Below are 20,011 nucleotides of genomic sequence, written 5' to 3' on the forward strand. Positions count from 1 at the left end.
AAAGAGGGGTTTTGTTATGTCTGAAATTAGCGGCGCAAAGCGGGGTCGAATTGGCGGCTAAAACGGCCGAAAAGCTTGTCGCGCTTGGCTTGGCGGGCGATAGGCGCTTGCTTGTGGATGCCATTGAACCCGCCTATAATGCGTCAGCTTGTCGTCCCGGGGTCCCCGCAATACGGGGCGACGAGTCCGATGCAGGCATGCATCGCATGCCATTCCCGTGAGGCGGCGATGGAAGCAGCGAGGGTTTTGGCGGAGACGGCGGACAGCGAACCGATCCTCGAAGATTGGCTCATGAAACGCAACTGTTCGGTGTCGCCACGCCAGTTCGTGCTGTTTTACGCGTCGCTCGCGGGCTTCTCGCTGGCGATCGCGGCGTTGCTGATGTGGAGAGGGGCCTGGCTCGTCATGCCCTTCACCGGCATCGAGTTGCTGGCGGTGGGTGTCGCATTTGCGATCTATGCTCGCCATGCGGTCGATTACGAGCGCATCAGGCTGTTTCCGCACCGGCTCGTGATCGAGCGGATGGATGCGGAGCGGCTCACGCAGATCGAATTCAACCCGCGCTGGGTGCGGGTCGAGCCGGGTGCGACGCCACGCGATCCGATTCGGCTGGTGTCGCGCGGGCAGACCGTCGTAATCGGGCAGCATCTCGCGCAGTACAAGCGTGCGCAGTTCGCCGACGAACTGCGCGTGTCGCTCAGGCGCTGCGGCTGACGAGGCGCAGCCATCGGCCGGAACGGGCCGGCGGCTTGCGACGGGGGAGGGTTTGAATGGAAATTTTGGGTAAGGATGCTATGAAAACAATCAAGCGAGCCCTCGCGGGCGTGCTGGCATGCAGCGGATTGCTCTTTGCCGGTGCGGCCCTGGCGGTCGGTGATAGCCCGGGCGGCCCCCGTGTCAACGAGATCAACTTTCAGCCGCCGGTCACGAAAATCGCCGAGGAGCTCTACGATCTCCACACGATGATGCTGATCCTGTGTACGGTGATCTTCGTCGGCGTGTTCGGCGTGATGTTCTATTCGATCTTCGCGCACCGCAAATCCAAGGGCCACAAGGCCGCCAATTTCCATGAAAGCACGACCGTCGAGATCATCTGGACGATCGTGCCGTTCGTCATCGTCGTGCTGATGGCGTTGCCGGCGACGAAGGCCGTCGTCGCGATGAAGGACACGACGAACGCCGATCTCACGATCAAGGTCACCGGCTACCAGTGGAAGTGGGGCTACGACTACGTGAAGGGCCCGGGCGAGGGCATCGGTTTCCTGTCGACGCTGACCACCCCGCGCGACGAAGTGATGGGCAAGAAGCCGATCACCGACACCTATCTGCAGGAAGTCGACAATCCGCTCGTCGTGCCGGTCAACAAGAAGATCCGCATCATCACGACCGCGAACGACGTCGTCCACTCGTGGTACGTGCCCGCATTCGGCGTGAAGCAGGATGCGATCCCCGGCTTCGTGCGCGATACGTGGTTCAAGGCCGACAAGGTCGGGACGTTCCGCGGTTTCTGTACCGAGTTGTGCGGCAAGGAACACGCGTACATGCCGGTCGTGGTCGAAGTCCTGTCGGACGACGACTACGCGAAGTGGGTCACCGCGCAGAAGGCGAAGCTCGCCAGCGCGGCGGTCGATCCGAACAAGGTCTACACGATGGCCGAACTCGTCGCGCACGGCGAGGAAGTCTACAAGGCGAACTGCGCGGCCTGCCACCAGGTGAACGGCAAGGGCCTCGGCGCGTTCCCGGCGATGGACGGCAGCCCGATCGTGAACGGCCCGATCGCGGCCCACGTCGAGCGCGTGCTGCACGGCAAGGGCGCGATGCCGTCGTGGGCATCGCTGTCGGACCTCGACATCGCTTCGGTCGTCACGTACGAACGCAACTCGTGGGGCAACCACAAGAACGACCTGCTGCAGCCGAAGCAAGTGGCCGACGCACGCAACGGCAAGATGCCGGAAGACACGGCGGGCGCGGCACCGGCAGAAGCGGCTTCGGCACCGGCGCAAGCCGCGTCGGCCGCCGAGCAGCCGGCGGCAGCGGCATCGGCCGCACTGTCGACGATCTACTTCGAGACGGGCAAGAGCGTGCTGCCGGCCGACGCAAAGGCGGCAATCGCCGCCGCGGTCGACTATGCGAAGGCGCATCCGGACGCGAAGCTCGCGCTGTCGGGCTTCACCGACAAGACCGGCTCGGCCGACGCGAACGCCGAACTGGCGAAGCATCGGGCCCAGGCCGTGCGCGATGCGCTGAAGGCAGCAGGCGTGGCGGAAGACCACATCATTCTCAAAAAGCCGGAAACGATCACGGGCGGGGCTGACGCGAAGGAAGCCCGGCGTGTCGAGATCGGCCCGGCGGCTTGACGTGTCGCTGAGTTAGTCGACGTATTCGCATTAGGAGATTCTCATGTCTAGCATCGGGCACGACGTAGCCGCGGACCACGCGCACGACGACCACGCGCACGAAGCCCCGCACGGCTGGCGTCGCTGGCTGTTCGCCACCAACCACAAGGACATCGGTACGCTGTACCTGTTGTTCTCGTTCATCATGTTCCTGTCGGGCGGCGTGATGGCGCTCGGCATCCGTGCCGAGCTGTTCGAGCCGGGCCTGCAGATCATGCGTCCGGAGTTCTTCAACGAACTCACGACGATGCACGGCCTGATCATGGTGTTCGGCGCGATCATGCCGGCCTTCGTCGGCTTCGCGAACTGGATGATTCCGCTGCAGATCGGCGCATCCGACATGGCGTTCGCGCGGATGAACAACTTCAGCTTCTGGCTGCTGCCGGTCGCGGCCGTGCTGCTGGTCGGTTCGTTCTTCGCGCCGGGCGGCGCGACGGCCGCCGGCTGGACGCTGTACGCACCGCTGTCGACGCAGATGGGCCCGGGCATGGACTTCGCGATCTTCGCGGTCCACATCATGGGCGCGTCGTCGATCATGGGCGGGATCAACATCGTCGTGACGATCCTGAACATGCGCGCACCGGGCATGACGCTGATGAAGATGCCGATGTTCGCGTGGACGTGGCTGATCACCGCGTACCTGCTGATCGCCGTGATGCCGGTTCTGGCAGGCGCGATCACGATGGTGCTGTTCGACCGCCACTTCGGCACGTCGTTCTTCAACGCGGCAGGCGGCGGCGACCCGGTGATGTACCAGCACATCTTCTGGTTCTTCGGCCACCCCGAGGTGTACATCATGATTCTGCCGGCGTTCGGGATCGTGTCGCAGGTGATCCCGGCGTTCGCGCGCAAGACGCTGTTCGGCTACAGCTCGATGGTGTACGCGACGGCGTCGATCGCGATCCTGTCGTTCATGGTCTGGGCGCACCACATGTTCGCCACGGGCATGCCGGTCACCGGCCAGCTGTTCTTCATGTACGCGACGATGCTGATCGCGGTGCCGACGGGCGTGAAGGTGTTCAACTGGCTCGCGACGATGTGGCGCGGCTCGATGACGTTCGAAACGCCGATGCTGTTCGCGATCGGCTTCCTGTTCGTGTTCACGTTCGGCGGCCTGACGGGCCTGATGCTCGCGATGGCGCCGCTCGACATCCAGTATCACGGCACCTACTTCGTGGTCGCGCACTTCCACTACGTGCTGGTGGCCGGCTCGCTGTTCGCGCTGTTCTCGGGCTGGTACTACTGGGCGCCGAAGTGGACGGGCTGGATGTACAACGAGACGCGCGGCAAGATCCACTTCTGGGCGTCGATGATCTTCTTCAACCTGACGTTCTTCCCGATGCACTTCGTCGGTCTCGCGGGCATGCCGCGCCGCTATGCGGACTACCCGGCGCAGTTCACGGACTTCAACCAGGTGGCGACGATCGGCGCATTCGGCTTCGGCCTCGCGCAGGTGTACTTCCTGTTCGCGGTCGCTCTGCCGGCCTACCGCGGCGGCGGCGAGCTGGAAAAGGCGTCGGACAAGCCGTGGGACGGCGCGACCGGCCTCGAGTGGACGGTGCCGAGCCCGGCTCCCTTCCACACGTTCGAGCAACCGCCGCACGTCGAGTAAGTGTCACCCGGCGTTCCGCCGCTGCCTGCCGCACAGGCAGGCAGCGGCGGGCGCCGAATCGATGGATCAGCGAAGTTTCAGCGAAGTTGCAGATGACCCGGAATCCACAAGAAAGACGAACGCCCGAGCAGATCCGCGCGGGCAACAAGCGGCTCGGCCTCACCCTGCTCGTCATCGCCGCCGTTTTTTTCGTGGGTGTCGTGATCAAGCAGTGGTGGCTGTCCACCCACTGATGCAGTAATTGACGCAGTAGCGAGGAAGTCGTCGTATGTCGAAGCCGGAAGAGGGCGCCGTGGATCGTGCGTTCAATCGTTCGATGCTGGTGAAGCTCTTCGTCGTGGCCGGGCTGATGTTCGGTTTCGGCTTCGCGCTGATCCCGATGTATCGGGCGATCTGCCAGATCACCGGCATCAACAACCTGGTGCAGCGCGATGTCAGCGAGCGCGAGGTGAAGAACTCGCAGGTCGACTATAGCCGCACGGTGTCGGTCGAGTTCGACGCGAACGCACGCGGGCCGCTCGGGTTCAAGCCGGAGCACAACAGTCTCGACGTGCATCCGGGCGAACTGACGACGATCGTGTACGACGTGACGAACGGGCAGGGCCGGCCGGTCGTCGCGCAGGCGATTCCGAGCTACGCGCCGAAGCAGGCGACGGAGTTCTTCAAGAAGATCGAGTGCTTTTGCTTCACGCAGCAGACGCTGACCGCGAACGAGTCGCGCAAGATGCCGGTGGTGTTCGTGATCGACCCGAAATTGCCGAAGGACGTAAAGACGATCACGCTGTCGTACACGTTCTTCGAACTGAATACACCGGCCACGCCGGCCCCGGCGCAGCGCAGTACGGCGGCGCAGGGTGCGGCGAAGCCGGACGCATGAAGACGGAGGCGGGGCGATGACGGAGGTCAAGCGGAGCGGAACGTTCGGTCAGGCGCTGAGAGCGGTGCTGTGGTCGTTCTTCGGGGTGCGCAAGCGGCGCGACCTGGAGGCCGATGCGACGCAGCTCAATCCGCTGCACGTGCTGATCGTCGCGTTGATCGCGGCCGGCGTGTTCATCGGCGTGCTGATCCTGATCGTGCGTGCCGTCGTGGGCTGAGGCGAGCGGCGCGCGGCTGGGCGGCCCGCGGCCACGAAAGAATGCAGTGCGCGGCGCCACGGCGCGGCGTGCAGGAAAGAGCGGCGGCAGTCTCGCCGCGCAAGAAATAAAGCCGGAGCGTTTCCGGTACACAAATTGGACTGAAGTGGAGAATCAAGCATGAGCGGTCAAAACCAGACCCCGTACTATTTCGTGCCGCATCCGTCGCAGCATCCGATCAGCGCGGCCATCGGCCTGCTGGTCATGCTCGGGTCGGTAGCGCTGTGGATCAACGGTCACGACTGGGCGCCGTTTACGGCGCTGCTCGGCCTGCTGTGGTTGCTCTTCACGCTGTATCACTGGTTCGGCGACGCGATCGCCGAATCGGAAGGCGGTCATTACGGCAAGAACGTCGACAAGTCGTACCGCTGGAGCATGAGCTGGTTCATCTTCTCGGAAGTCATGTTCTTCGGCGCGTTCTTCGGTGCGCTGTTCTATGCGCGTGAAATCGCGCTGCACCAGCTCGGCAGCCTCGACTACAAGCTGATCTGGCCGGACTTCTCCGCCGTGTGGCCGAACGAAGGCCCCGCCGCGCTCGCCGGTCACTTCAAGACGATGGGCCCGTGGCCGATCCCGACGCTGAACACCGCGCTCCTGCTGTCGTCAGGCGTGACGCTGACGATCTCGCACCACGCGCTGCGCGACGATCATCGCAAGAAGGCGATTGCGTGGCTGGCCGCGACGCTCGTGTTCGGGATCTGCTTCCTGTTCCTGCAGGGCTTCGAGTACTACCACGCGTACAACGAACTGAACCTGACGCTGAACTCGGGCGTGTACGGTTCGACGTTCTTCCTGCTGACCGGCTTCCACGGCTTCCACGTGTTCCTCGGCGGCACGATGCTCGCGGTGGTGCTGGTGCGGATGATCCGCGGCCACTTCAAGCCCGATCATCACTTCGCGTTCGAAGGCGCCGCGTGGTACTGGCACTTCGTCGACGTCGTCTGGCTCGGCCTGTACGTCGTCGTCTACTGGCTGTAAATGGAAAAACGGCCCGCGCAGTGATGCGCGGGCCGTTTTCATTGGTGTGCGGGCGCGGCGGCGAAGCCGCGGCCGACACCGCCCCGGCGCCGCCGCGACTCAGTCAGGCGGCGCTTTTGCTTGGTGGCGCGGCCGTGCGGCGAAATGTCACAGCGGTCGCGGCAGCCGGCGCGGCAACGGCATCAACGTCCGATCGGCAGGCCGGTCGAATGGATCCAGCCCATCCAGTTCGCGAACAGGATGAACAGGAACAGCGACACCGACAACCCGACGCGGGTGGCGAGCGACCAGACCATGCGCTTCGTATGGCCGCGGTCGTGCATCATGAAGTAGAGCGCCGAGCCCATGCTGGCAATGATGAGGACGAAGGCGATGGGAACGAGTATGTGCATGACACGAACCGGACGACGGCAATTCGAAAGGAAGAGGATAATTATCGCACTTCGCTTTCGCGCACGTGCCGGGCGGGCCGCACGATGAAGATTCGCTGGCTGCCTGCGCTGCTGATCCTCGTCGTCGTCGCCGTCACGATCCGTCTCGGTTTCTGGCAACGCGACCGTGCGCACCAGAAGGAGGCGCTGCAGGCGAGCATCGCGCGCTACGAGCAGGCGGCGCCGGTCGATCTCGGCGCGCAGCCGGTTCCGCTCGCGTCGATCGAGTTTCATCGCGTGCGGGCGAAAGGCCGTTTCATGCCCGAGCAAGCGGTGTTCCTCGACAATCGGCCGTATAACGACCAGCCGGGTTTTTACGTCGTGATGCCGTTTAAACTCACGGGCGGCGGCGTCGTGCTCGTGAATCGCGGCTGGTTGCCGCGCAACATCGCCGATCGCACGGCGATCGAGCCGTTCGCGACGCCGGCGGGCGAGGTCGAGATCGTCGGCATCGCGCGCGCCGATGCGTCGCGCGCGTTCGAGCTCGGCGAAGGCGGGTCGGCCGCGCACCAGAAGATCCGCCAGAACCTCGACGTCGCCGCGTATGCGAAGGAAACCGGGCTGCCGTTGCAGCCGTTCGTGATCCAGCAGACGAGCGACGACGGCGACAAGCTCGTGCGCGACTGGCCGGCGGCGACGACCGGCGTCGAGCGCAATTACGGTTATATGTTTCAGTGGTGGGCGATGGCGGCGGCCGCGCTCGGCTTCGGCCTGTACGCCGCGCGGCGTGCGGCGAAGAAGTCGACCGGCGCGTGAGCGTCATGCCAGGACGCGGCGCCGGCGCCGCGGGTTCGTTTCGAGAGGTCTGATTTGTCCATGCAATCTTCCCGTCAAGGTCCGGCCGCAGCGCCGATGTCGCCCGCGGCCCGCAAGCGCGGCCGCTGGATGCTCGTGCTGCTGGGTCTCGTGTGCGCCGCACCGATGATCGCGTCGTACTTCACCTATTACGTGATCAAGCCGAAGGGTGGATCGACGAATTACGGCACGCTGATCGAGCCGCAGCGCCCGATCCCGGCGGATCTGCAGGTCACCGACGAAACCGGCAAGACGGTGCCGCTGTCGTCGCTGCGCGGTGTCTGGCTGTTCGTGATGACCGACCGCAGCGCGTGCGACGACGCCTGCGCGCGCAAGCTCTATTTCATGCGCCAGATCCGCGTCACGCAGGCGGGCGAACGGCACCGGATCACGATGGTATGGCTGCGCAGCGATGCGGGCGCGACGCCGCAAAAGGTGCTGGACGCGTATCCGGACACGCGCCGGCTCGTCGCGGATCCGGCCGCGGTGGCCGCGTGGCTGCCGGCCGATGCCGGCACGAAGGCCAGCGACCACATCTACATGGTCGACCCGAACGGCAACCTGATGATGCGTTTCCCGAAAGACCCGAATCCCAGCAAGATCAAGTCGGACGTGACGAAGCTGCTGAAGTGGTCGAGTATCGGTTGAGGCAAGAGGACGAGGCACCATTCCGATGTCGTATCTACTGCAACTCGGCCTGATCGGCCTGTGCATCGCACTGCTGCCGCTGTCGTACGTGTGGGTGAAGGCCGACGACGACAAGTTCCGCAAGCTCGTGTGGATCACCACGTTCCTGACCCTCGACCTCGTGATGTTCGGCGGCTTCACGCGGCTGACCGATTCGGGGCTCGGCTGCCCCGACTGGCCCGGCTGCTACGGCACGTCGTCGCCGTTCATCGCGCATGCGGCGATCACGGTCGCGCACCAGGCGATGCCGACCGGGCCGGTCAGCATGACGAAGGCGTGGATCGAGATGATCCACCGCTATTTCGCGATGGCGATCGGCGTGCTGATCATCGCGCAGGTGGCGATCGCGTGGGCCGCGCGGCTGCGCCGCCGCCCGCTGCACGTGTCGCCGTGGTGGCCGACGAGCCTGCTGCTGCTGATCCTCGTGCAGGGCGCGTTCGGCGCATGGACGGTCACGATGAAGCTGCAGCCGGTGATCGTCACGATCCACCTGCTGCTCGGCCTCACGCTGCTCGGCACGCTGGGCTGGCTCGCGGCGCGGCAGACGCCGCTGCCGTCGCATGACCCGGAGGCCGGGCGTTACCGGGCGGCCGCGCTCGCGGCGCTCGTGCTGCTGGTCGTGCAGATCGCGCTCGGCGGCTGGGTCAGCACCAACTACGCGGTGCTCGCGTGCACCGACTTCCCGACCTGCAACGGCCAGTGGATTCCGCCGATGGATTTCCAGCACGGCTTTCACCTGTGGCGCGCGCTCGGGATGACGAAGGACGGCGACGCGATCACGCAGGACGCGCTGGTCTCGATCCACTGGACGCACCGCACGTTCGCGTTCGTCGTGGTCGCTTATCTGGTCGCGTTCGCGCTGAAGATGCGCCGCTTCGAATCGCTGCGGCGGCCCGCGAACGGCGTGCTGCTGGTCGTCCTGCTGCAGTTCGTGACGGGCCTGACCAACATCGTGCTGCAGTGGCCGCTGCCGGTCGCGGTCGCGCACAACGGCGGGGCCGCGATCCTGTTGCTGCTCGTCGTCATGTTAAACTTTCGCATCCTTTCAAGCCGCCCCGGCCGTGTCGCGCAGCCTGCGCGCGACGCCGCCCCGGCGTGACCGCCCCCATGCAAAGCACCCTCTCCCAATCGCCCGGTAGCCGCTTTTCCCAGTACATGGCGCTGACGAAGCCGCGTGTCACGCAGCTCGCGGTGTTCTGCGCGGTGATCGGCATGTTCCTCGCGACACCGGGCATGGTGCCGTGGCATGTGCTGATCGGCGGCACCGTCGGCATCTGGCTGCTGGCCGGCGCCGCGTTCGCGATCAACTGCCTCGTCGAGCAGAAGATCGACGCGATGATGCGCCGCACCGCGTGGCGCCCGTCCGCGCGCGGCGAGATCACGACGCCGCAGATCCTGCTGTTCTCGGCCGTGCTCGGCAGCGTCGGCGCATGGACGCTCTATACGTTCACGAACCCGCTGACGATGTGGCTGACGATCGCGACGTTCGTCGGCTACGCGGTGATCTACACGCTGCTGCTCAAGCCGATGACGCCGCAGAACATCGTGATCGGCGGCGCGTCGGGCGCGATGCCGCCGGCGCTTGGCTGGGCGGCGGTCACCGGCGCGGTGCCGGGCGACGCGTGGATCCTCGTGCTGATCATCTTCGTCTGGACGCCGCCGCATTTCTGGGTGCTCGCGCTCTATCGCCGCAAGGATTACGAGAACGCCGGGCTGCCGATGCTGCCCGTCACGCACGGCGAGAAGTTCACGCGCCTGCACATCCTGCTGTATACGGTGATCCTGTTCGCGGTCGCGCTGATGCCGTTCATTTCCGGGATGAGCGGGGCCGTCTACCTGACGAGCGCGGTGCTGCTCGGCGCGGTGTTTCTCGCGTATGCGTGGAAGATCCATCGCGACTATTCGGACGAGCTCGCCCGCAAGGCCTTCCGCTACTCGATCGTCTATCTGTCGCTGCTGTTCGCGGCGCTGCTCGTCGATCACTATGCACGCCCGCTGCTCGGCGTGTAACCGCACGGTTTGAACGCAATGCTCCAATCACGGTTCGGGCGCCGCGCGCGCCAAGGCTGGATGCTCGCGTGCGCATTCACGGCAGCGCTGCTGCTCGCCGGATGCGACAACGCGCCGAAATTCCAGAATCTCGACATCACCGGCAACACGCAGTTCGGCAGCGACTTCTCGCTGCCCGATACGACCGGCAAGATCCGCACGCTCGCCGACTTCAAGGGCCGTGCGGTCGTGATGTTCTTCGGCTATACGCATTGCCCGGACGTGTGCCCGACCACGATGGCCGAATTGTCCGAAGCGCTGAAGCAGCTCGGGCCGGATGCCGCGAAACGCGTGCAGGTGCTGTTCGTCACCGTCGATCCGGAGCGCGACACGCCGGCGCTGCTCGGCCAGTACGTGCCCGCGTTCGATCCGTCGTTCATCGGCCTGCGGCCGGCCGACGAAGCGCAGCTCAAGAAGGTCACGAAGGATTTCCGCGTGTACTACGCGAAGGTGCCCGGCAAGACGCCCGGCAGCTACACGATGGATCACACGGCCGCGAGCTACGTGTTCGACCGCGACGGCAAGCTGCGCCTGTTCGTGCGCGACGGCCAGGGCCCGGCTCCGTGGGTCCACGACCTGAAGCTGCTGGTCGACTGACCGGCGGCCGCCGGGCGCCCGGCCCGGCGTTTCGCGTGACGGCCGTCCTGCGTCGTCGCGCTTTCCCTTTCTCATCGTGGCGCGCATGCGCTGTCCGCCGGGCGGCGCGTCGGCATGCGCGCGTTGCGCGGAAGTCGCGTTACGGCAGCGCCGGCACGTTGAAGCCGGAGGCGGCGCGCGTGACCCGGAATTCCGTCACGCGATACGTGGCGAGTCCCTCGGTGACGAACGGGTCGGTCTCGAGGATCGCGTCGAGCGCGTCGCGATCGATGCGGGCCGCGAGGATCATGCCGCCTTCGCGCGGCACCTTCGGCCCCGCCGCGATGAAGATGCCCTTGTCGAACTGCGGCTGCAGGTACGCGCGGTGGCGTTCGAGCGCGTCGTCGATGCGCTCGAGCGACGCGGTGTAGTGGATGTCGATGACGTACATGGATGGCCCTGGAATGATGCCGGCGCTTCGCGCGCCGGCCGGCCGGTCTTTTTAGCACAGCGGACGCGGTCTGTCGCGCCGGCGCGGCCTCGCGACGGGCGCCGTGCCCGTCGATCGCCGGTTCGCCGCGGCCGCGCGTATTCAAGATGCAAGCCTCGTTGCCGTAAATGAAAGGGCAACCGTTTGCGCGCGGCAGGCCGTTCGCGCGCCGGATGCATCGACATCGACAGAGGCACGCAGATGAGCAGAATGAGTTTGAATCGCAAGCTGTGGCTCGCGCTTGCGCTGGTATGGATCGGTCTCCTGGGCGTCGGCGCATGGAGCGCCTACGAGACCCGCGCGACGATGCTCGCCGAACGCAAGGCCGGCATCGCGAATCTCGTCGACTCGGCGGCGGGCATCGTGAAGGCCTATTACACGCTCGCGCAGAACGGCGCGCTGCCCGAGGCCGACGCGAAGCGCGACGCGCTCGCGCGCCTCGCCGCGATGCGCTACGGCGATTCGGGCTACGTGTTCGTGATGGATTCGAAGCCGGTCGTGCTGATGCATCCGACGCTGCCGAAGCTCGTCGACACGCAGGTCGGCGACTATCTCGATCCGGACGGCAAGCCGCTGTTCGTGACGATCCTGAACGCGGCGAAGGCGACCGGCAGCGGTTTCGCCGAATATCGCGGGCGGCTGCCGCACAGCGAGACGGCCGTACCGAAGATCAGCTACGTCACGCGGTTCGCGCCGTGGGACTGGAACATCTCGAGCGGCGTGTTCCTCAAGGACATCGACACCGTCTACTACCGGACGCTGCTCGGCCATCTGGCCGTGGTGTTCGTGATCGGCCTCGTGATCAGCGCGGCGATGCTGGTGATCATCCGCAACGTGCGCGGCAGCCTCGGCGGCGAGCCTGACGAAGCGGCCGCGCTCGCGACGCGCATCGCGCAGGGCGACCTGACGCAGCCGGTGCCGGTGCGCGCGGGCGACCGCACGAGCATGATGGCCGCGATGCACGACATGCAGGCGCGGCTGCAGGCGACGATTGGCGGGATTCGCCAGTCGGCCGAAGCGATCGCGTCGGCGAGCCGCCAGATCTCGGCCGGCAACGACGACCTGTCGCAGCGTACCGAGGAGCAGGCCGCGTCGCTCGAGGAAACGGCCGCAAGCATGGAGCAACTGACCGCGACGGTGAAGCAGAATGCCGACAACGCGCGGCAGGCGAGCGGGCTCGCGAACAACGCGTCGGACATCGCGCGCACGGGCAGCGACGTCGTGAACCGCGTGATCGGCACGATGGGCGAGATCGACGACAGCTCGCGCAAGATCGCCGACATCATCGGCGTGATCGAGGGCATCGCATTCCAGACCAACATCCTCGCGCTGAACGCGGCGGTCGAGGCTGCGCGCGCGGGCGAGCAGGGCCGCGGCTTCGCGGTGGTCGCAGGCGAGGTGCGCTCGCTCGCGCAGCGCAGCGCGACGGCCGCGAAGGAGATCCGCGCGCTGATCGTCGATTCGGTCGAGCGCGTGCGCAACGGCTCGACGCTGGTCGGCCAGGCCGGTACGACGATGGGCGAGATCCTGCAGGCGGTCGCGCGCGTGACCGACATCATGGGCGAGATCGCGGCGGCATCCGAGGAGCAGGCGAGCGGCATCACGCAGGTCGGGCGCGCGGTCACGCAGATGGACCAGGTGACCCAGCAGAACGCGGCGCTGGTCGAGGAAGCCGCCGCGGCGGCCGCGTCGCTGCAGGAACAGGCCGCGCGGCTGCGCGATGCGGTCGGCGCGTTCCGGGTCGGCGATGCCGGCGGCCCGTCGCCGCGCGGGGCCGGTGCGCGGGCGGCCGAACCGGCCTTCGGCGCGAAGGTTGCCGACGAGACGGTGGCGGCGTGACGCGTGTCGGCCGATGGACCGATGCGTCGAGAAAAACTGCAACTAACGGCCGAGTCGTGCGTCGGCCGCCGGCACGGCGCGGGTGCATACCCATATGAGCGGGATGTATTTCACTTCCCGCCGATCCTGTGACACCATTTGGCCCTTCCTGCGAGTCGGGGCATACCCGTATCGCGCCCCATTTCAAGTAAGCAAGAAAGCGAGAAACAGATGAAGCGTCGCAGTCTCCTGAAGGTATTTTCCGTGCTGGCCACCGGTGCCGCGCTGACGCTGTCGGCAGGCGCGCACGCCGAAGACAAGGTGATCAAGGTCGGCACGGTCGCCGGCCCGGATTCGGAAGTGTGGCAAGTCGTGCAGAAGGTCGCGAAAGAGAAGGAAGGCCTGAACGTGAAGGTCGTCGAGTTCAACGACTACGTGCAGCCGAACGCGGCGCTCGATTCGGGCGACCTCGATGCGAACAGCTTCCAGCACCAGCCCTACCTCGACAGCCAGGTGAAGCAGCGCGGCTACAAGATCGTCAGCGCGGGCCTGACCTACATCTCGCCGATCGGCGTGTACTCGAAGAAGTTCAAGTCGCTGAAGGATCTGCCGCAGGGCGCGAAGCTCGCGGTGCCGAACGATCCGTCGAACGAAAACCGCGCGCTGCTGCTGCTGCAGACGCAAGGCGTGATCAAGCTGAAATCGGGCGCCGGCACGGGCGGCAACAACGCGACGGTGCTCGACATCGCCGAGAACCCGAAGAAGCTGAAGATCTCCGAACTCGACGCCGCGCAACTGCCGCGCGTGCTGTCGGACGTCGACGCGGCCGTGATCAACACGAACTACGCGCTGGCCGCGAACCTGCAGCCGACCAAGGACGCGATCGCGCTCGAATCGCTGACGAGCCCGTACGCGAACCTGATCGCCGTGCGCGCGAAGGACAAGGATCAGCCGTGGGTGAAGAAGCTGGTCAAGGCGTACCAGTCGCCGGAAGTGAAGGAATTCATCAAGAAGCAGTTCAAGGGCTCGATGGTCGCGTCGTTCTGAACGCCGCTCACCGGTCGGACCGCTGAACGAAAAGGGCCTGCTCGCGCAGGCCCTTTGTTCATTGGTGCGGCAGGCGCGCGCCGACCCTACATCTCGCCGCGCCGCGAGCAGATCGCCATGATCTGCTGGATCGCGTAGTTGTCGCGCACGCCGGGCAGCGACTGCACGATGCACTCGTGAACGCGCCGCTCGCGCGGCAGCAGCATCGCGTTGTTGCGGTACAGCGCGTCGCACGAGCGCTGGATCAACTGCGCGGCGGCGCCGTTGCGGCTTTCGCGCAGCGCATTGAGCATGCAGTCGTCATATTGCGCGCTGCCGTCGGTCAGCGCGAATGCCGCGCCCGGCAGCGCCTGCGCGACGGCCGCGAAGGCGATCGCACGAATCGTTCGTTTCATGTCCCCTCCGATGGTGTGGATCGGGTCGGCGGACAGCATAACGTAAAGCCGCGAGCGCGGCTGGCGCGTTGCGCCGGGACCGGCGCGGAGCGCCGCCAGCCGGGCTTTCCAGGCATTTCATGGGGGCGCGGCGGCGCCGCGCATCGGCCGCTCGCGCGAAAGCGCGGAGTCAGGCGGTGGTCTGCGGAAATGGTATCCTCGTGCGTTCGCCGCCGCACGCTTTCCCGGAGCGTGCGCGGGCCGATCGCCCGCGTCTCGCACGTGCGGCGGACGCCCGCCCGACGGCGGCGGGAATCCATCATCCAGAACCGACACAATACGGGGGAGACTCACCCATGAATCGTTTCAAGACTTTCGCGATCCGTTCGATCACGGCCGGCGTCGCAGCACTCGCGCTGGCCGGCGCCGCGCACGCGCAGACGGTCAAGGTGCTGTCGATCGTCGACCATCCGGCGCTCGATGCGATCCGCGACGGCGTGCGCGCCGAACTGAAGGCGCAAGGTTACGGCGACGACAAGCTCAAGTGGGAATACCAGAGCGCGCAGGGCAACACGGGCACGGCCGCGCAGATCGCACGCAAGTTCGTCGGCGACAAGCCCGACGTGATCGTCGCGATCGCGACACCGGCCGCGCAGTCGGTCGTCGCGGCGACGAAGAGCGTGCCGGTCGTCTACTCGGGCGTGACCGACCCGGTCGCCGCGCAGCTCGTGAAGGGCTGGGGGCCGTCGGGCACCAACGTGACGGGCGTATCCGACAAGCTGCCGCTCGACCGCCAGGTCGCGCTGATCAAGCGCGTCGTGCCGAATGCGAAGACGGTCGGCATGGTCTACAACCCGGGCGAGGCGAATTCGGTCGTCGTCGTGAAGGAGCTCAAGGAGCTCCTCGCGAAGCAGGGAATGGCGCTGAAGGAAGCGGCCGCACCGCGCACCGTCGACATCGGCCCGGCCGCGAAGAGCCTGATCGGCAAGGTCGACGTGATCTACACGAACACCGACAACAACGTCGTGTCCGCGTACGAAGCGCTGGTGAAGGTCGCGAACGAAGCGAAGATTCCGCTCGTCGCGGGCGACACCGACAGCGTGAAGCGCGGCGGCATCGCGGCGCTCGGCATCAATTACGGCGATCTGGGCCGGCAGACCGGCAAGGTCGTCGCGCGCATCCTGAAGGGCGAGAAGCCGGGCGCGATCGCGTCGGAGACGAGCAGCAACCTCGAACTGTTCGTCAATACGGGCGCGGCCGCGAAGCAGGGCGTCACGCTGGCGCCGGATCTCGTGAAGGAAGCGAAGACGGTCATCAAGTAAGCCCGCGGCCCGACCGCCGCGCTTGCCGGCCCGATCCGGGCCGCGACGACATCGCCGGACGGGCGGCTCCCACCCGGGCCGCCCGTTCGCTTCGCCCGGCCGTACACGTCCGGCCGGGAAGCAACAGGATTTTCCCATCATGTCTCTGTTCTCGTTTCTGGGCGCACTGGAGATCGGCCTGATCTTCAGCCTCGTCGCCCTCGGGGTGCTGATCTCGTTTCGCATCCTCAACTTCCCCGACCTCACCGTCGACGGCAGCTTTCCGCTCGGCGGCGCCGTCGCCGCGACGCTGATCTCGGCCGGCTACGACCCGTTTTCCGCGACCGCGCTCGCGATCGTCGCGGGCGCGCTGGCCGGCTTCGTCACCGGCTGGCTGAACGTGCGCCTGAAGATCATGGATCTGCTCGCCAGCATCCTGATGATGATCGCGCTCTACTCGGTGAACCTGCGGATCATGGGCCGGCCGAACGTGCCGCTGATCACCGAGCCGACGCTGTTCACCGTGCTGCAGCCCGACTGGATGCCCGATTACGTGCTGCGCCCGGCGCTGCTCGCGATCGTCGTCGTGGTCGCGAAGCTCGGCCTCGACTGGTTCTTCTCGTCGCAGCTCGGCCTCGCGATGCGCGCGACCGGCGCGAATCCGCGAATGGCGCGTGCGCAAGGCATCGCGACCGGTCGCGCGACACTCGCCGGCATGGCGCTGTCGAACGCGCTCGTCGCGCTCGCGGGCGCCCTGTTCGCGCAGACGCAGGGTGGCTCGGACATCTCGATGGGGATCGGCACGATCGTGATCGGGCTGGCCGCGGTGATCATCGGCGAGACGCTGCTGCCCGCACGCCGGCTGGTGCTGACGACGCTCGCCGTCGTGCTCGGCGCGATCGTCTACCGCTTCTTCATCGCGCTCGCGCTGAACAGCGAATTCATCGGTCTGAAGGCGCAGGACCTGAACCTCGTGACGGCCGCACTCGTCACGATTGCGCTGGTGCTGCCGGCGACGCGCAAGAAGCTGTTCGCGCGCAAGAACGGAGGGGCATGACATGCTGTCTGCACAAGACCTGAAACTCACGTTCAATCCCGGCACGCCGATCGAGACGCGCGCGCTGCGCGGGCTGTCGCTCGAGATTCCCGACGGCCAGTTCGTCGCGGTGATCGGCTCGAACGGCGCCGGCAAGTCGACCTTCCTCAATGCGGTCAGCGGCGATCAGCGCGTCGATGCGGGGCGCATCGCGATCGACGGCGCGGATGTGACGCGCAAGGCCGCGTGGGACCGCGCGCACCTCGTCGCGCGCGTGTTCCAGGATCCGATGGCCGGCACCTGCGAGGCGCTGACGATCGAGGAGAACATGGCGCTCGCGATGGCGCGCGGCGTGCGGCGCGGTTTCCGGGCCGCGCTCGATCGCCCGTCGCGCGAGCTGTTCCGCGACAAGCTGCGGCTCCTGAACCTCGGGCTGGAAAACCGGCTGACCGACCGGATCGGGCTGCTGTCGGGCGGGCAGCGGCAGGCCGTGAGCCTGCTGATGGCGTCGCTGCGGCCGTCGCGCATCCTGCTGCTCGACGAGCACACGGCCGCGCTCGACCCGAAGACGGCCGCGTTCGTGCTGGAGCTGACCGCGCGCATCGTCGCCGAGAGCAAGCTGACGACGATGATGGTCACGCACAGCATGCGTCAGGCGCTCGACTACGGCGATCGCACGGTAATGCTGCACCAGGGGCAGGTCGTGCTCGACGTGTCGGGCGACCAGCGCAAGGGACTCGACGTGCCGGACCTGCTGCAGATGTTCGAGAAGGTGCGGCACGAGCAGCTCGACGACGACGCGTTGTTGCTGGGGTGATTGGGGCTGCTTTCGGCTGTTTTGGCTGGTCTCTCGGGTGTTCCCGGCTGCTTTCGCCGGATCCCGGCTGATTCAGGCTGATCCGGGCTGATCGACCGGACGGCTGTTCGGGCCGCCCGGCCGGCGCGCAGGTTTGGCGTCGGTCGAGCGGTCCGTTTTCGTATGCGGAATACGGCCGTTCCGTCGCGTCGGCACGACCTTCGATTTCGCAGCGGCGGACGCGTGCGTTCCGGCCCTCCCGGGCCTTCCGACGATCTGCATGTCCCTTTTTGTTGAGACCTGACAGCGCCCGGCACGATCCTCTATACTGTATATCCATACAGCATCGAGCCGCATGATGTCCGCGTCATCCCTGTCCCCCGAAACCCTTCATCCGTCGCTGTGGCGCGGCTCGCAGCTTGCGCGCGGCGGTCTGCGCACGATCGATACGGGCTTCGCGGCGCTGTCCGCCGAGCTGCCGGGCGGCGGTTGGCCGGTCGGCGGCCTCGTCGAACTGCTGGCCGCGCAGCCGGGTTGCGGCGAGATGCGGTTGCTCGCGCCCGCGCTTGCCCGCAGCGTCAGCACCCGGCGGCCGCTCGCGCTCGTCGCGCCGCCGCAGTCGCCGCATGCCACCGCGCTCGCCAGTCTCGGCGTGCCGGCCGACACGCTGCTGTGGCTGCGCGCCGGCAGTCGCACCGATGCGCTGTGGGCCGCCGAGCAGGCGCTCAAGACCGGCTGTTGCGGCGCACTGCTGCTCTGGCAGGACGCGCGGCCCGATGCGCTGCGGCGCCTGCATCTCGCGGCCGCGCGCACGGGCGACACGCTGTTCGTGATGCTGCGCCCGATGTCGGCCGCGCGGCAGCCGTCGCCGGCCGTGCTGCGCGTCGCGCTGTATCCGGTGCCGGGCGGCGTGTCGCTCGACATCGTCAAGCGTCGCGGGCCTGCGCGTAGCGAGCCGCTCGTGCTCGATTTGCCGTCGCCCATCGTGGAGAGCCGCTATGCGCGTCTTGCTCGGCATCCATCTGCCGCGCCTGCCGCTCGACGTGTGCGTCCCGCCGCCGTCTGACGCAGCCGCCGGCGAGGCCGGCAGTGCGGTGCTCGAGCAGGGTGTCGTGCTGATTGCCGATGCGGCCGCGCGCCGGCAGGGCGTGCGTGCGGGCATGAAGCGCGGCGGCGTGCTCACGCTTGCGCCCGACACGCAGCTCGTCGAACGCGATCCCGCCCGCGAAGCCGATGCGCTGCGCGCGGTCGCGCTCGCGTTGCTGCGCTTTTCGCCGTGCGTTGCGTTCGACGACGAAGCCACGCTGATCGTCGACGTCGGTCCGAGCCTGCGCCTGTTCGGCGGCTTGCCGTCGCTGTGCCGCCAGGTGCGCGCGACGCTCGCGGCGCTCGGCTATGCGGCGCGCCTGTCCGCCGCGCCGACCGGGCGCGGCGCGTGGCTGCTCGCACGCACGTCGGCGCGAGCGCGCATCCGGCGCCGCGTCGCGCGCCAGGCCTCGCTCGTCCGCACGCTCGACCGGCTGCCCTGTGTGCTGCTGCCCGATGCGCGTCCGTATGCGGGCTGGTTCGACGGCCTCGGCTGCCGCACGCTCGCCGATCTGCGCCGCCTGCCGCGCGCGGGGCTGCAGCGGCGCTGCGGTCCCGCGCTGCTGGCCGCGCTCGATCGTGCGTACGGCGAAGCGGTCGAGCCGCTCGCGTGGATGGCGGTGCCGCCCGTGTTCGACGTGCGGCTCGAATTGCCGGAGCGCGTCGAATACGCGGAAGCCGTGCTGTTCGCCGCGCGGCGGCTCGTCGTGCAGCTGTGCGGCTGGCTGGCCGCGCGGCAATTGTCGTTGGCCGCGATGACGTTCGAGCTCGAGCACGAGCGCGGCCGTCAGGCCGTGCCGCCGACGCCGCTCGAGCTCGCGTTTGCCGCACCCGTGCGCGACGACGCGCATTTCATGCGGCTGCTCGGCGAGCGGCTCGCACGCGTCGAGTTGCCGGCCGCGGTGATCGCGGTGCGCCTGAAGGCCACGCGCGTCGAATCGGTCGCGCCGCCGGCCGACGATCTCTTTCCCGAGCCGGGCGGGACGCGGGAAACCCGCGAGCGGTTGTTCGAACTGCTGGTCGCCCGGCTCGGCGCGGAGAACGTATTGCGCGCGGCGCCCGTCGCCGATTACCGGCCCGAGGTGGCGAACCGCTGGCTGCCGCTCGATGCGCAGGCGGGCAAGCCGGCCGGCGGGCCGCCGGCCGTGCCGCCGCGTCCCGCGTGGCTGCTCGCCGAACCGCTGCCGTTGCTGATGCGCGGCGAGCGGCCGGTATTTCATACACCGCTGCGGATGATGTCGTCGCCGGAGCGGATCGAGGCCGGGTGGTTCGACGGTCAGCTCGCTGCACGCGATTACCACGTCGCGCAGGACGAAGCCGGTGCGTGCTATTGGGTGTTCAGGGAGCGAGCTGGAAGCGAGTCCGAACCGCACTGGTTCCTGCACGGCCTGTTCGGGTGAACGAAG

At 67.1% G+C, this 20,011-nt stretch carries 22 protein-coding genes; 19 read left to right on the forward strand and 3 right to left on the reverse strand.

What is annotated here, in order from left to right; all coding sequences use genetic code 11:
* Positions 1 to 189 precede the first annotated feature (189 nt).
* From WS89_RS28765 to WS89_RS28790, 7 genes are all read left to right on the forward strand, one after another.
* The gene (locus WS89_RS28765) at positions 190 to 714 is read left to right on the forward strand and encodes a DUF2244 domain-containing protein (protein WP_052100358.1); all 525 of its coding nucleotides are present in this window, start codon (positions 190 to 192) and stop codon (positions 712 to 714) included.
* A 56-nt stretch (positions 715 to 770) separates the two neighbouring features.
* A complete protein-coding gene (coxB, locus tag WS89_RS28770) occupies positions 771 to 2,357 on the forward strand; it encodes a cytochrome c oxidase subunit II (RefSeq protein WP_059506579.1) in 1,587 nt (528 codons plus the stop codon).
* Between the two features lie 43 nt (positions 2,358 to 2,400).
* The gene (gene ctaD, locus WS89_RS28775) at positions 2,401 to 4,008 is read left to right on the forward strand and encodes a cytochrome c oxidase subunit I (protein ID WP_006477731.1); all 1,608 of its coding nucleotides are present in this window, start codon (positions 2,401 to 2,403) and stop codon (positions 4,006 to 4,008) included.
* Between the two features lie 92 nt (positions 4,009 to 4,100).
* Positions 4,101 to 4,241 (forward strand): cytochrome oxidase small assembly protein, encoded by a 141-nt coding sequence (locus WS89_RS34365; RefSeq protein ID WP_006486385.1) that lies wholly within the window; start codon positions 4,101 to 4,103, stop codon positions 4,239 to 4,241.
* 35 nt (positions 4,242 to 4,276) lie between these two features.
* Complete coding sequence (locus tag WS89_RS28780) at positions 4,277 to 4,885, forward strand: cytochrome c oxidase assembly protein (RefSeq protein WP_012329268.1); 609 nt, start codon at positions 4,277 to 4,279, stop codon at positions 4,883 to 4,885.
* A gap of 16 nt (positions 4,886 to 4,901) precedes the next feature.
* Positions 4,902 to 5,102: a DUF2970 domain-containing protein gene (locus WS89_RS28785; RefSeq protein ID WP_027785505.1), complete on the forward strand. Its 201-nt coding sequence runs from the start codon at positions 4,902 to 4,904 to the stop codon at positions 5,100 to 5,102.
* Positions 5,103 to 5,261: 159 nt separating this feature from the next.
* Positions 5,262 to 6,119, forward strand: coding sequence for a cytochrome c oxidase subunit 3 (locus tag WS89_RS28790; protein WP_034208451.1), 858 nt, complete (start codon positions 5,262 to 5,264; stop codon positions 6,117 to 6,119).
* Between the two features lie 182 nt (positions 6,120 to 6,301).
* On the opposite strand, the gene WS89_RS28795 is transcribed toward WS89_RS28790, so the two are convergent.
* Positions 6,302 to 6,511: a twin transmembrane helix small protein gene (locus WS89_RS28795; RefSeq protein ID WP_006752055.1), complete on the reverse strand. Its 210-nt coding sequence runs from the start codon at positions 6,509 to 6,511 to the stop codon at positions 6,302 to 6,304.
* Between the two features lie 84 nt (positions 6,512 to 6,595).
* Here WS89_RS28795 and WS89_RS28800 point away from each other — a divergent pair, with 84 nt between their 5' ends.
* Genes WS89_RS28800 through WS89_RS28820 form a run of 5 tightly spaced genes read left to right on the forward strand, consistent with a single transcriptional unit; the run spans position 6,596 to position 10,678 of the window.
* Entirely contained in the window at positions 6,596 to 7,306 is a 711-nt protein-coding gene (locus tag WS89_RS28800) for an SURF1 family protein (RefSeq protein WP_034208450.1), read from the forward strand.
* A 60-nt stretch (positions 7,307 to 7,366) separates the two neighbouring features.
* Positions 7,367 to 7,993, forward strand: a complete 627-nt coding sequence (locus WS89_RS28805; RefSeq protein ID WP_059795489.1) for an SCO family protein — start codon at positions 7,367 to 7,369, stop codon at positions 7,991 to 7,993.
* 25 nt (positions 7,994 to 8,018) lie between these two features.
* Positions 8,019 to 9,131 carry a COX15/CtaA family protein gene (locus WS89_RS28810; protein ID WP_059795491.1) on the forward strand — a complete coding sequence of 371 codons (1,113 nt, stop codon included), beginning with the start codon at positions 8,019 to 8,021 and terminating at the stop codon, positions 9,129 to 9,131.
* An 8-nt stretch (positions 9,132 to 9,139) separates the two neighbouring features.
* Complete coding sequence (gene cyoE / locus WS89_RS28815; RefSeq protein ID WP_059506586.1) at positions 9,140 to 10,042, forward strand: heme o synthase; 903 nt, start codon at positions 9,140 to 9,142, stop codon at positions 10,040 to 10,042.
* A gap of 18 nt (positions 10,043 to 10,060) precedes the next feature.
* Positions 10,061 to 10,678, forward strand: a complete 618-nt coding sequence (locus WS89_RS28820) for an SCO family protein (RefSeq protein ID WP_059506588.1) — start codon at positions 10,061 to 10,063, stop codon at positions 10,676 to 10,678.
* A 139-nt stretch (positions 10,679 to 10,817) separates the two neighbouring features.
* Here WS89_RS28820 and WS89_RS28825 read toward each other — a convergent pair whose 3' ends face one another.
* Positions 10,818 to 11,108, reverse strand: a complete 291-nt coding sequence (locus WS89_RS28825; RefSeq protein ID WP_059506591.1) for a YciI family protein — start codon at positions 11,106 to 11,108, stop codon at positions 10,818 to 10,820.
* A gap of 240 nt (positions 11,109 to 11,348) precedes the next feature.
* Between WS89_RS28825 and WS89_RS28830 the strand changes: the two genes are divergently transcribed.
* Positions 11,349 to 12,986, forward strand: coding sequence for a methyl-accepting chemotaxis protein (locus WS89_RS28830; RefSeq protein WP_059795492.1), 1,638 nt, complete (start codon positions 11,349 to 11,351; stop codon positions 12,984 to 12,986).
* Positions 12,987 to 13,196: 210 nt separating this feature from the next.
* Positions 13,197 to 14,012 carry a MetQ/NlpA family ABC transporter substrate-binding protein gene (locus tag WS89_RS28835; protein WP_059795494.1) on the forward strand — a complete coding sequence of 272 codons (816 nt, stop codon included), beginning with the start codon at positions 13,197 to 13,199 and terminating at the stop codon, positions 14,010 to 14,012.
* An 86-nt stretch (positions 14,013 to 14,098) separates the two neighbouring features.
* Here the strand turns inward: WS89_RS28835 and WS89_RS28840 are convergent, their stop codons facing one another.
* Complete coding sequence (locus WS89_RS28840; protein ID WP_059506597.1) at positions 14,099 to 14,407, reverse strand: VF_A0006 family four-cysteine protein; 309 nt, start codon at positions 14,405 to 14,407, stop codon at positions 14,099 to 14,101.
* A 335-nt stretch (positions 14,408 to 14,742) separates the two neighbouring features.
* Between WS89_RS28840 and WS89_RS28845 the strand changes: the two genes are divergently transcribed.
* The 5 genes from WS89_RS28845 to WS89_RS28865 all read left to right on the forward strand — a co-directional run bounded on the left by WS89_RS28845 (position 14,743) and on the right by WS89_RS28865 (position 20,005).
* Positions 14,743 to 15,708 carry an ABC transporter substrate-binding protein gene (locus WS89_RS28845; protein WP_059506599.1) on the forward strand — a complete coding sequence of 322 codons (966 nt, stop codon included), beginning with the start codon at positions 14,743 to 14,745 and terminating at the stop codon, positions 15,706 to 15,708.
* A 139-nt stretch (positions 15,709 to 15,847) separates the two neighbouring features.
* A complete protein-coding gene (locus tag WS89_RS28850; protein WP_059506601.1) occupies positions 15,848 to 16,744 on the forward strand; it encodes an ABC transporter permease in 897 nt (298 codons plus the stop codon).
* Position 16,745: 1 nt separating this feature from the next.
* A complete protein-coding gene (locus WS89_RS28855; RefSeq protein ID WP_059795495.1) occupies positions 16,746 to 17,540 on the forward strand; it encodes an ABC transporter ATP-binding protein in 795 nt (264 codons plus the stop codon).
* Between the two features lie 337 nt (positions 17,541 to 17,877).
* Positions 17,878 to 18,585 (forward strand): translesion DNA synthesis-associated protein ImuA, encoded by a 708-nt coding sequence (imuA, locus tag WS89_RS28860; protein ID WP_059795541.1) that lies wholly within the window; start codon positions 17,878 to 17,880, stop codon positions 18,583 to 18,585.
* Positions 18,518 to 20,005, forward strand: a complete 1,488-nt coding sequence (locus tag WS89_RS28865) for a Y-family DNA polymerase (RefSeq protein WP_059795497.1) — start codon at positions 18,518 to 18,520, stop codon at positions 20,003 to 20,005. The genes imuA and WS89_RS28865 overlap by 68 nt, the downstream gene beginning before the upstream one ends.
* The last annotated feature ends 6 nt before the right edge of the window (positions 20,006 to 20,011 follow it).

Source organism: Burkholderia sp. MSMB1072, from assembly GCF_001524725.1.
In the GTDB taxonomy this organism is placed as follows: Bacteria; Pseudomonadota; Gammaproteobacteria; order Burkholderiales; family Burkholderiaceae; genus Burkholderia.

What these genes read in the sequence shown, in the direction of transcription:
- WS89_RS28765 (WP_052100358.1), top strand. Translation starts at nt 190, where the DNA reads ATGCAGGCATGCATCGCATGCCATTCCCGTGAGGCGGCGATGGAAGCA.
- coxB (WP_059506579.1), top strand. Translation starts at nt 771, where the DNA reads ATGGAAATTTTGGGTAAGGATGCTATGAAAACAATCAAGCGAGCCCTC.
- ctaD (WP_006477731.1), top strand. Translation starts at nt 2,401, where the DNA reads ATGTCTAGCATCGGGCACGACGTAGCCGCGGACCACGCGCACGACGAC.
- WS89_RS34365 (WP_006486385.1), top strand. Translation starts at nt 4,101, where the DNA reads ATGACCCGGAATCCACAAGAAAGACGAACGCCCGAGCAGATCCGCGCG.
- WS89_RS28780 (WP_012329268.1), top strand. Translation starts at nt 4,277, where the DNA reads ATGTCGAAGCCGGAAGAGGGCGCCGTGGATCGTGCGTTCAATCGTTCG.
- WS89_RS28785 (WP_027785505.1), top strand. Translation starts at nt 4,902, where the DNA reads ATGACGGAGGTCAAGCGGAGCGGAACGTTCGGTCAGGCGCTGAGAGCG.
- WS89_RS28790 (WP_034208451.1), top strand. Translation starts at nt 5,262, where the DNA reads ATGAGCGGTCAAAACCAGACCCCGTACTATTTCGTGCCGCATCCGTCG.
- WS89_RS28795 (WP_006752055.1), bottom strand. Translation starts at nt 6,511, where the DNA reads ATGCACATACTCGTTCCCATCGCCTTCGTCCTCATCATTGCCAGCATG.
- WS89_RS28800 (WP_034208450.1), top strand. Translation starts at nt 6,596, where the DNA reads ATGAAGATTCGCTGGCTGCCTGCGCTGCTGATCCTCGTCGTCGTCGCC.
- WS89_RS28805 (WP_059795489.1), top strand. Translation starts at nt 7,367, where the DNA reads ATGCAATCTTCCCGTCAAGGTCCGGCCGCAGCGCCGATGTCGCCCGCG.
- WS89_RS28810 (WP_059795491.1), top strand. Translation starts at nt 8,019, where the DNA reads ATGTCGTATCTACTGCAACTCGGCCTGATCGGCCTGTGCATCGCACTG.
- cyoE (WP_059506586.1), top strand. Translation starts at nt 9,140, where the DNA reads ATGCAAAGCACCCTCTCCCAATCGCCCGGTAGCCGCTTTTCCCAGTAC.
- WS89_RS28820 (WP_059506588.1), top strand. Translation starts at nt 10,061, where the DNA reads ATGCTCCAATCACGGTTCGGGCGCCGCGCGCGCCAAGGCTGGATGCTC.
- WS89_RS28825 (WP_059506591.1), bottom strand. Translation starts at nt 11,108, where the DNA reads ATGTACGTCATCGACATCCACTACACCGCGTCGCTCGAGCGCATCGAC.
- WS89_RS28830 (WP_059795492.1), top strand. Translation starts at nt 11,349, where the DNA reads ATGAGCAGAATGAGTTTGAATCGCAAGCTGTGGCTCGCGCTTGCGCTG.
- WS89_RS28835 (WP_059795494.1), top strand. Translation starts at nt 13,197, where the DNA reads ATGAAGCGTCGCAGTCTCCTGAAGGTATTTTCCGTGCTGGCCACCGGT.
- WS89_RS28840 (WP_059506597.1), bottom strand. Translation starts at nt 14,407, where the DNA reads ATGAAACGAACGATTCGTGCGATCGCCTTCGCGGCCGTCGCGCAGGCG.
- WS89_RS28845 (WP_059506599.1), top strand. Translation starts at nt 14,743, where the DNA reads ATGAATCGTTTCAAGACTTTCGCGATCCGTTCGATCACGGCCGGCGTC.
- WS89_RS28850 (WP_059506601.1), top strand. Translation starts at nt 15,848, where the DNA reads ATGTCTCTGTTCTCGTTTCTGGGCGCACTGGAGATCGGCCTGATCTTC.
- WS89_RS28855 (WP_059795495.1), top strand. Translation starts at nt 16,746, where the DNA reads ATGCTGTCTGCACAAGACCTGAAACTCACGTTCAATCCCGGCACGCCG.
- imuA (WP_059795541.1), top strand. Translation starts at nt 17,878, where the DNA reads ATGTCCGCGTCATCCCTGTCCCCCGAAACCCTTCATCCGTCGCTGTGG.
- WS89_RS28865 (WP_059795497.1), top strand. Translation starts at nt 18,518, where the DNA reads ATGCGCGTCTTGCTCGGCATCCATCTGCCGCGCCTGCCGCTCGACGTG.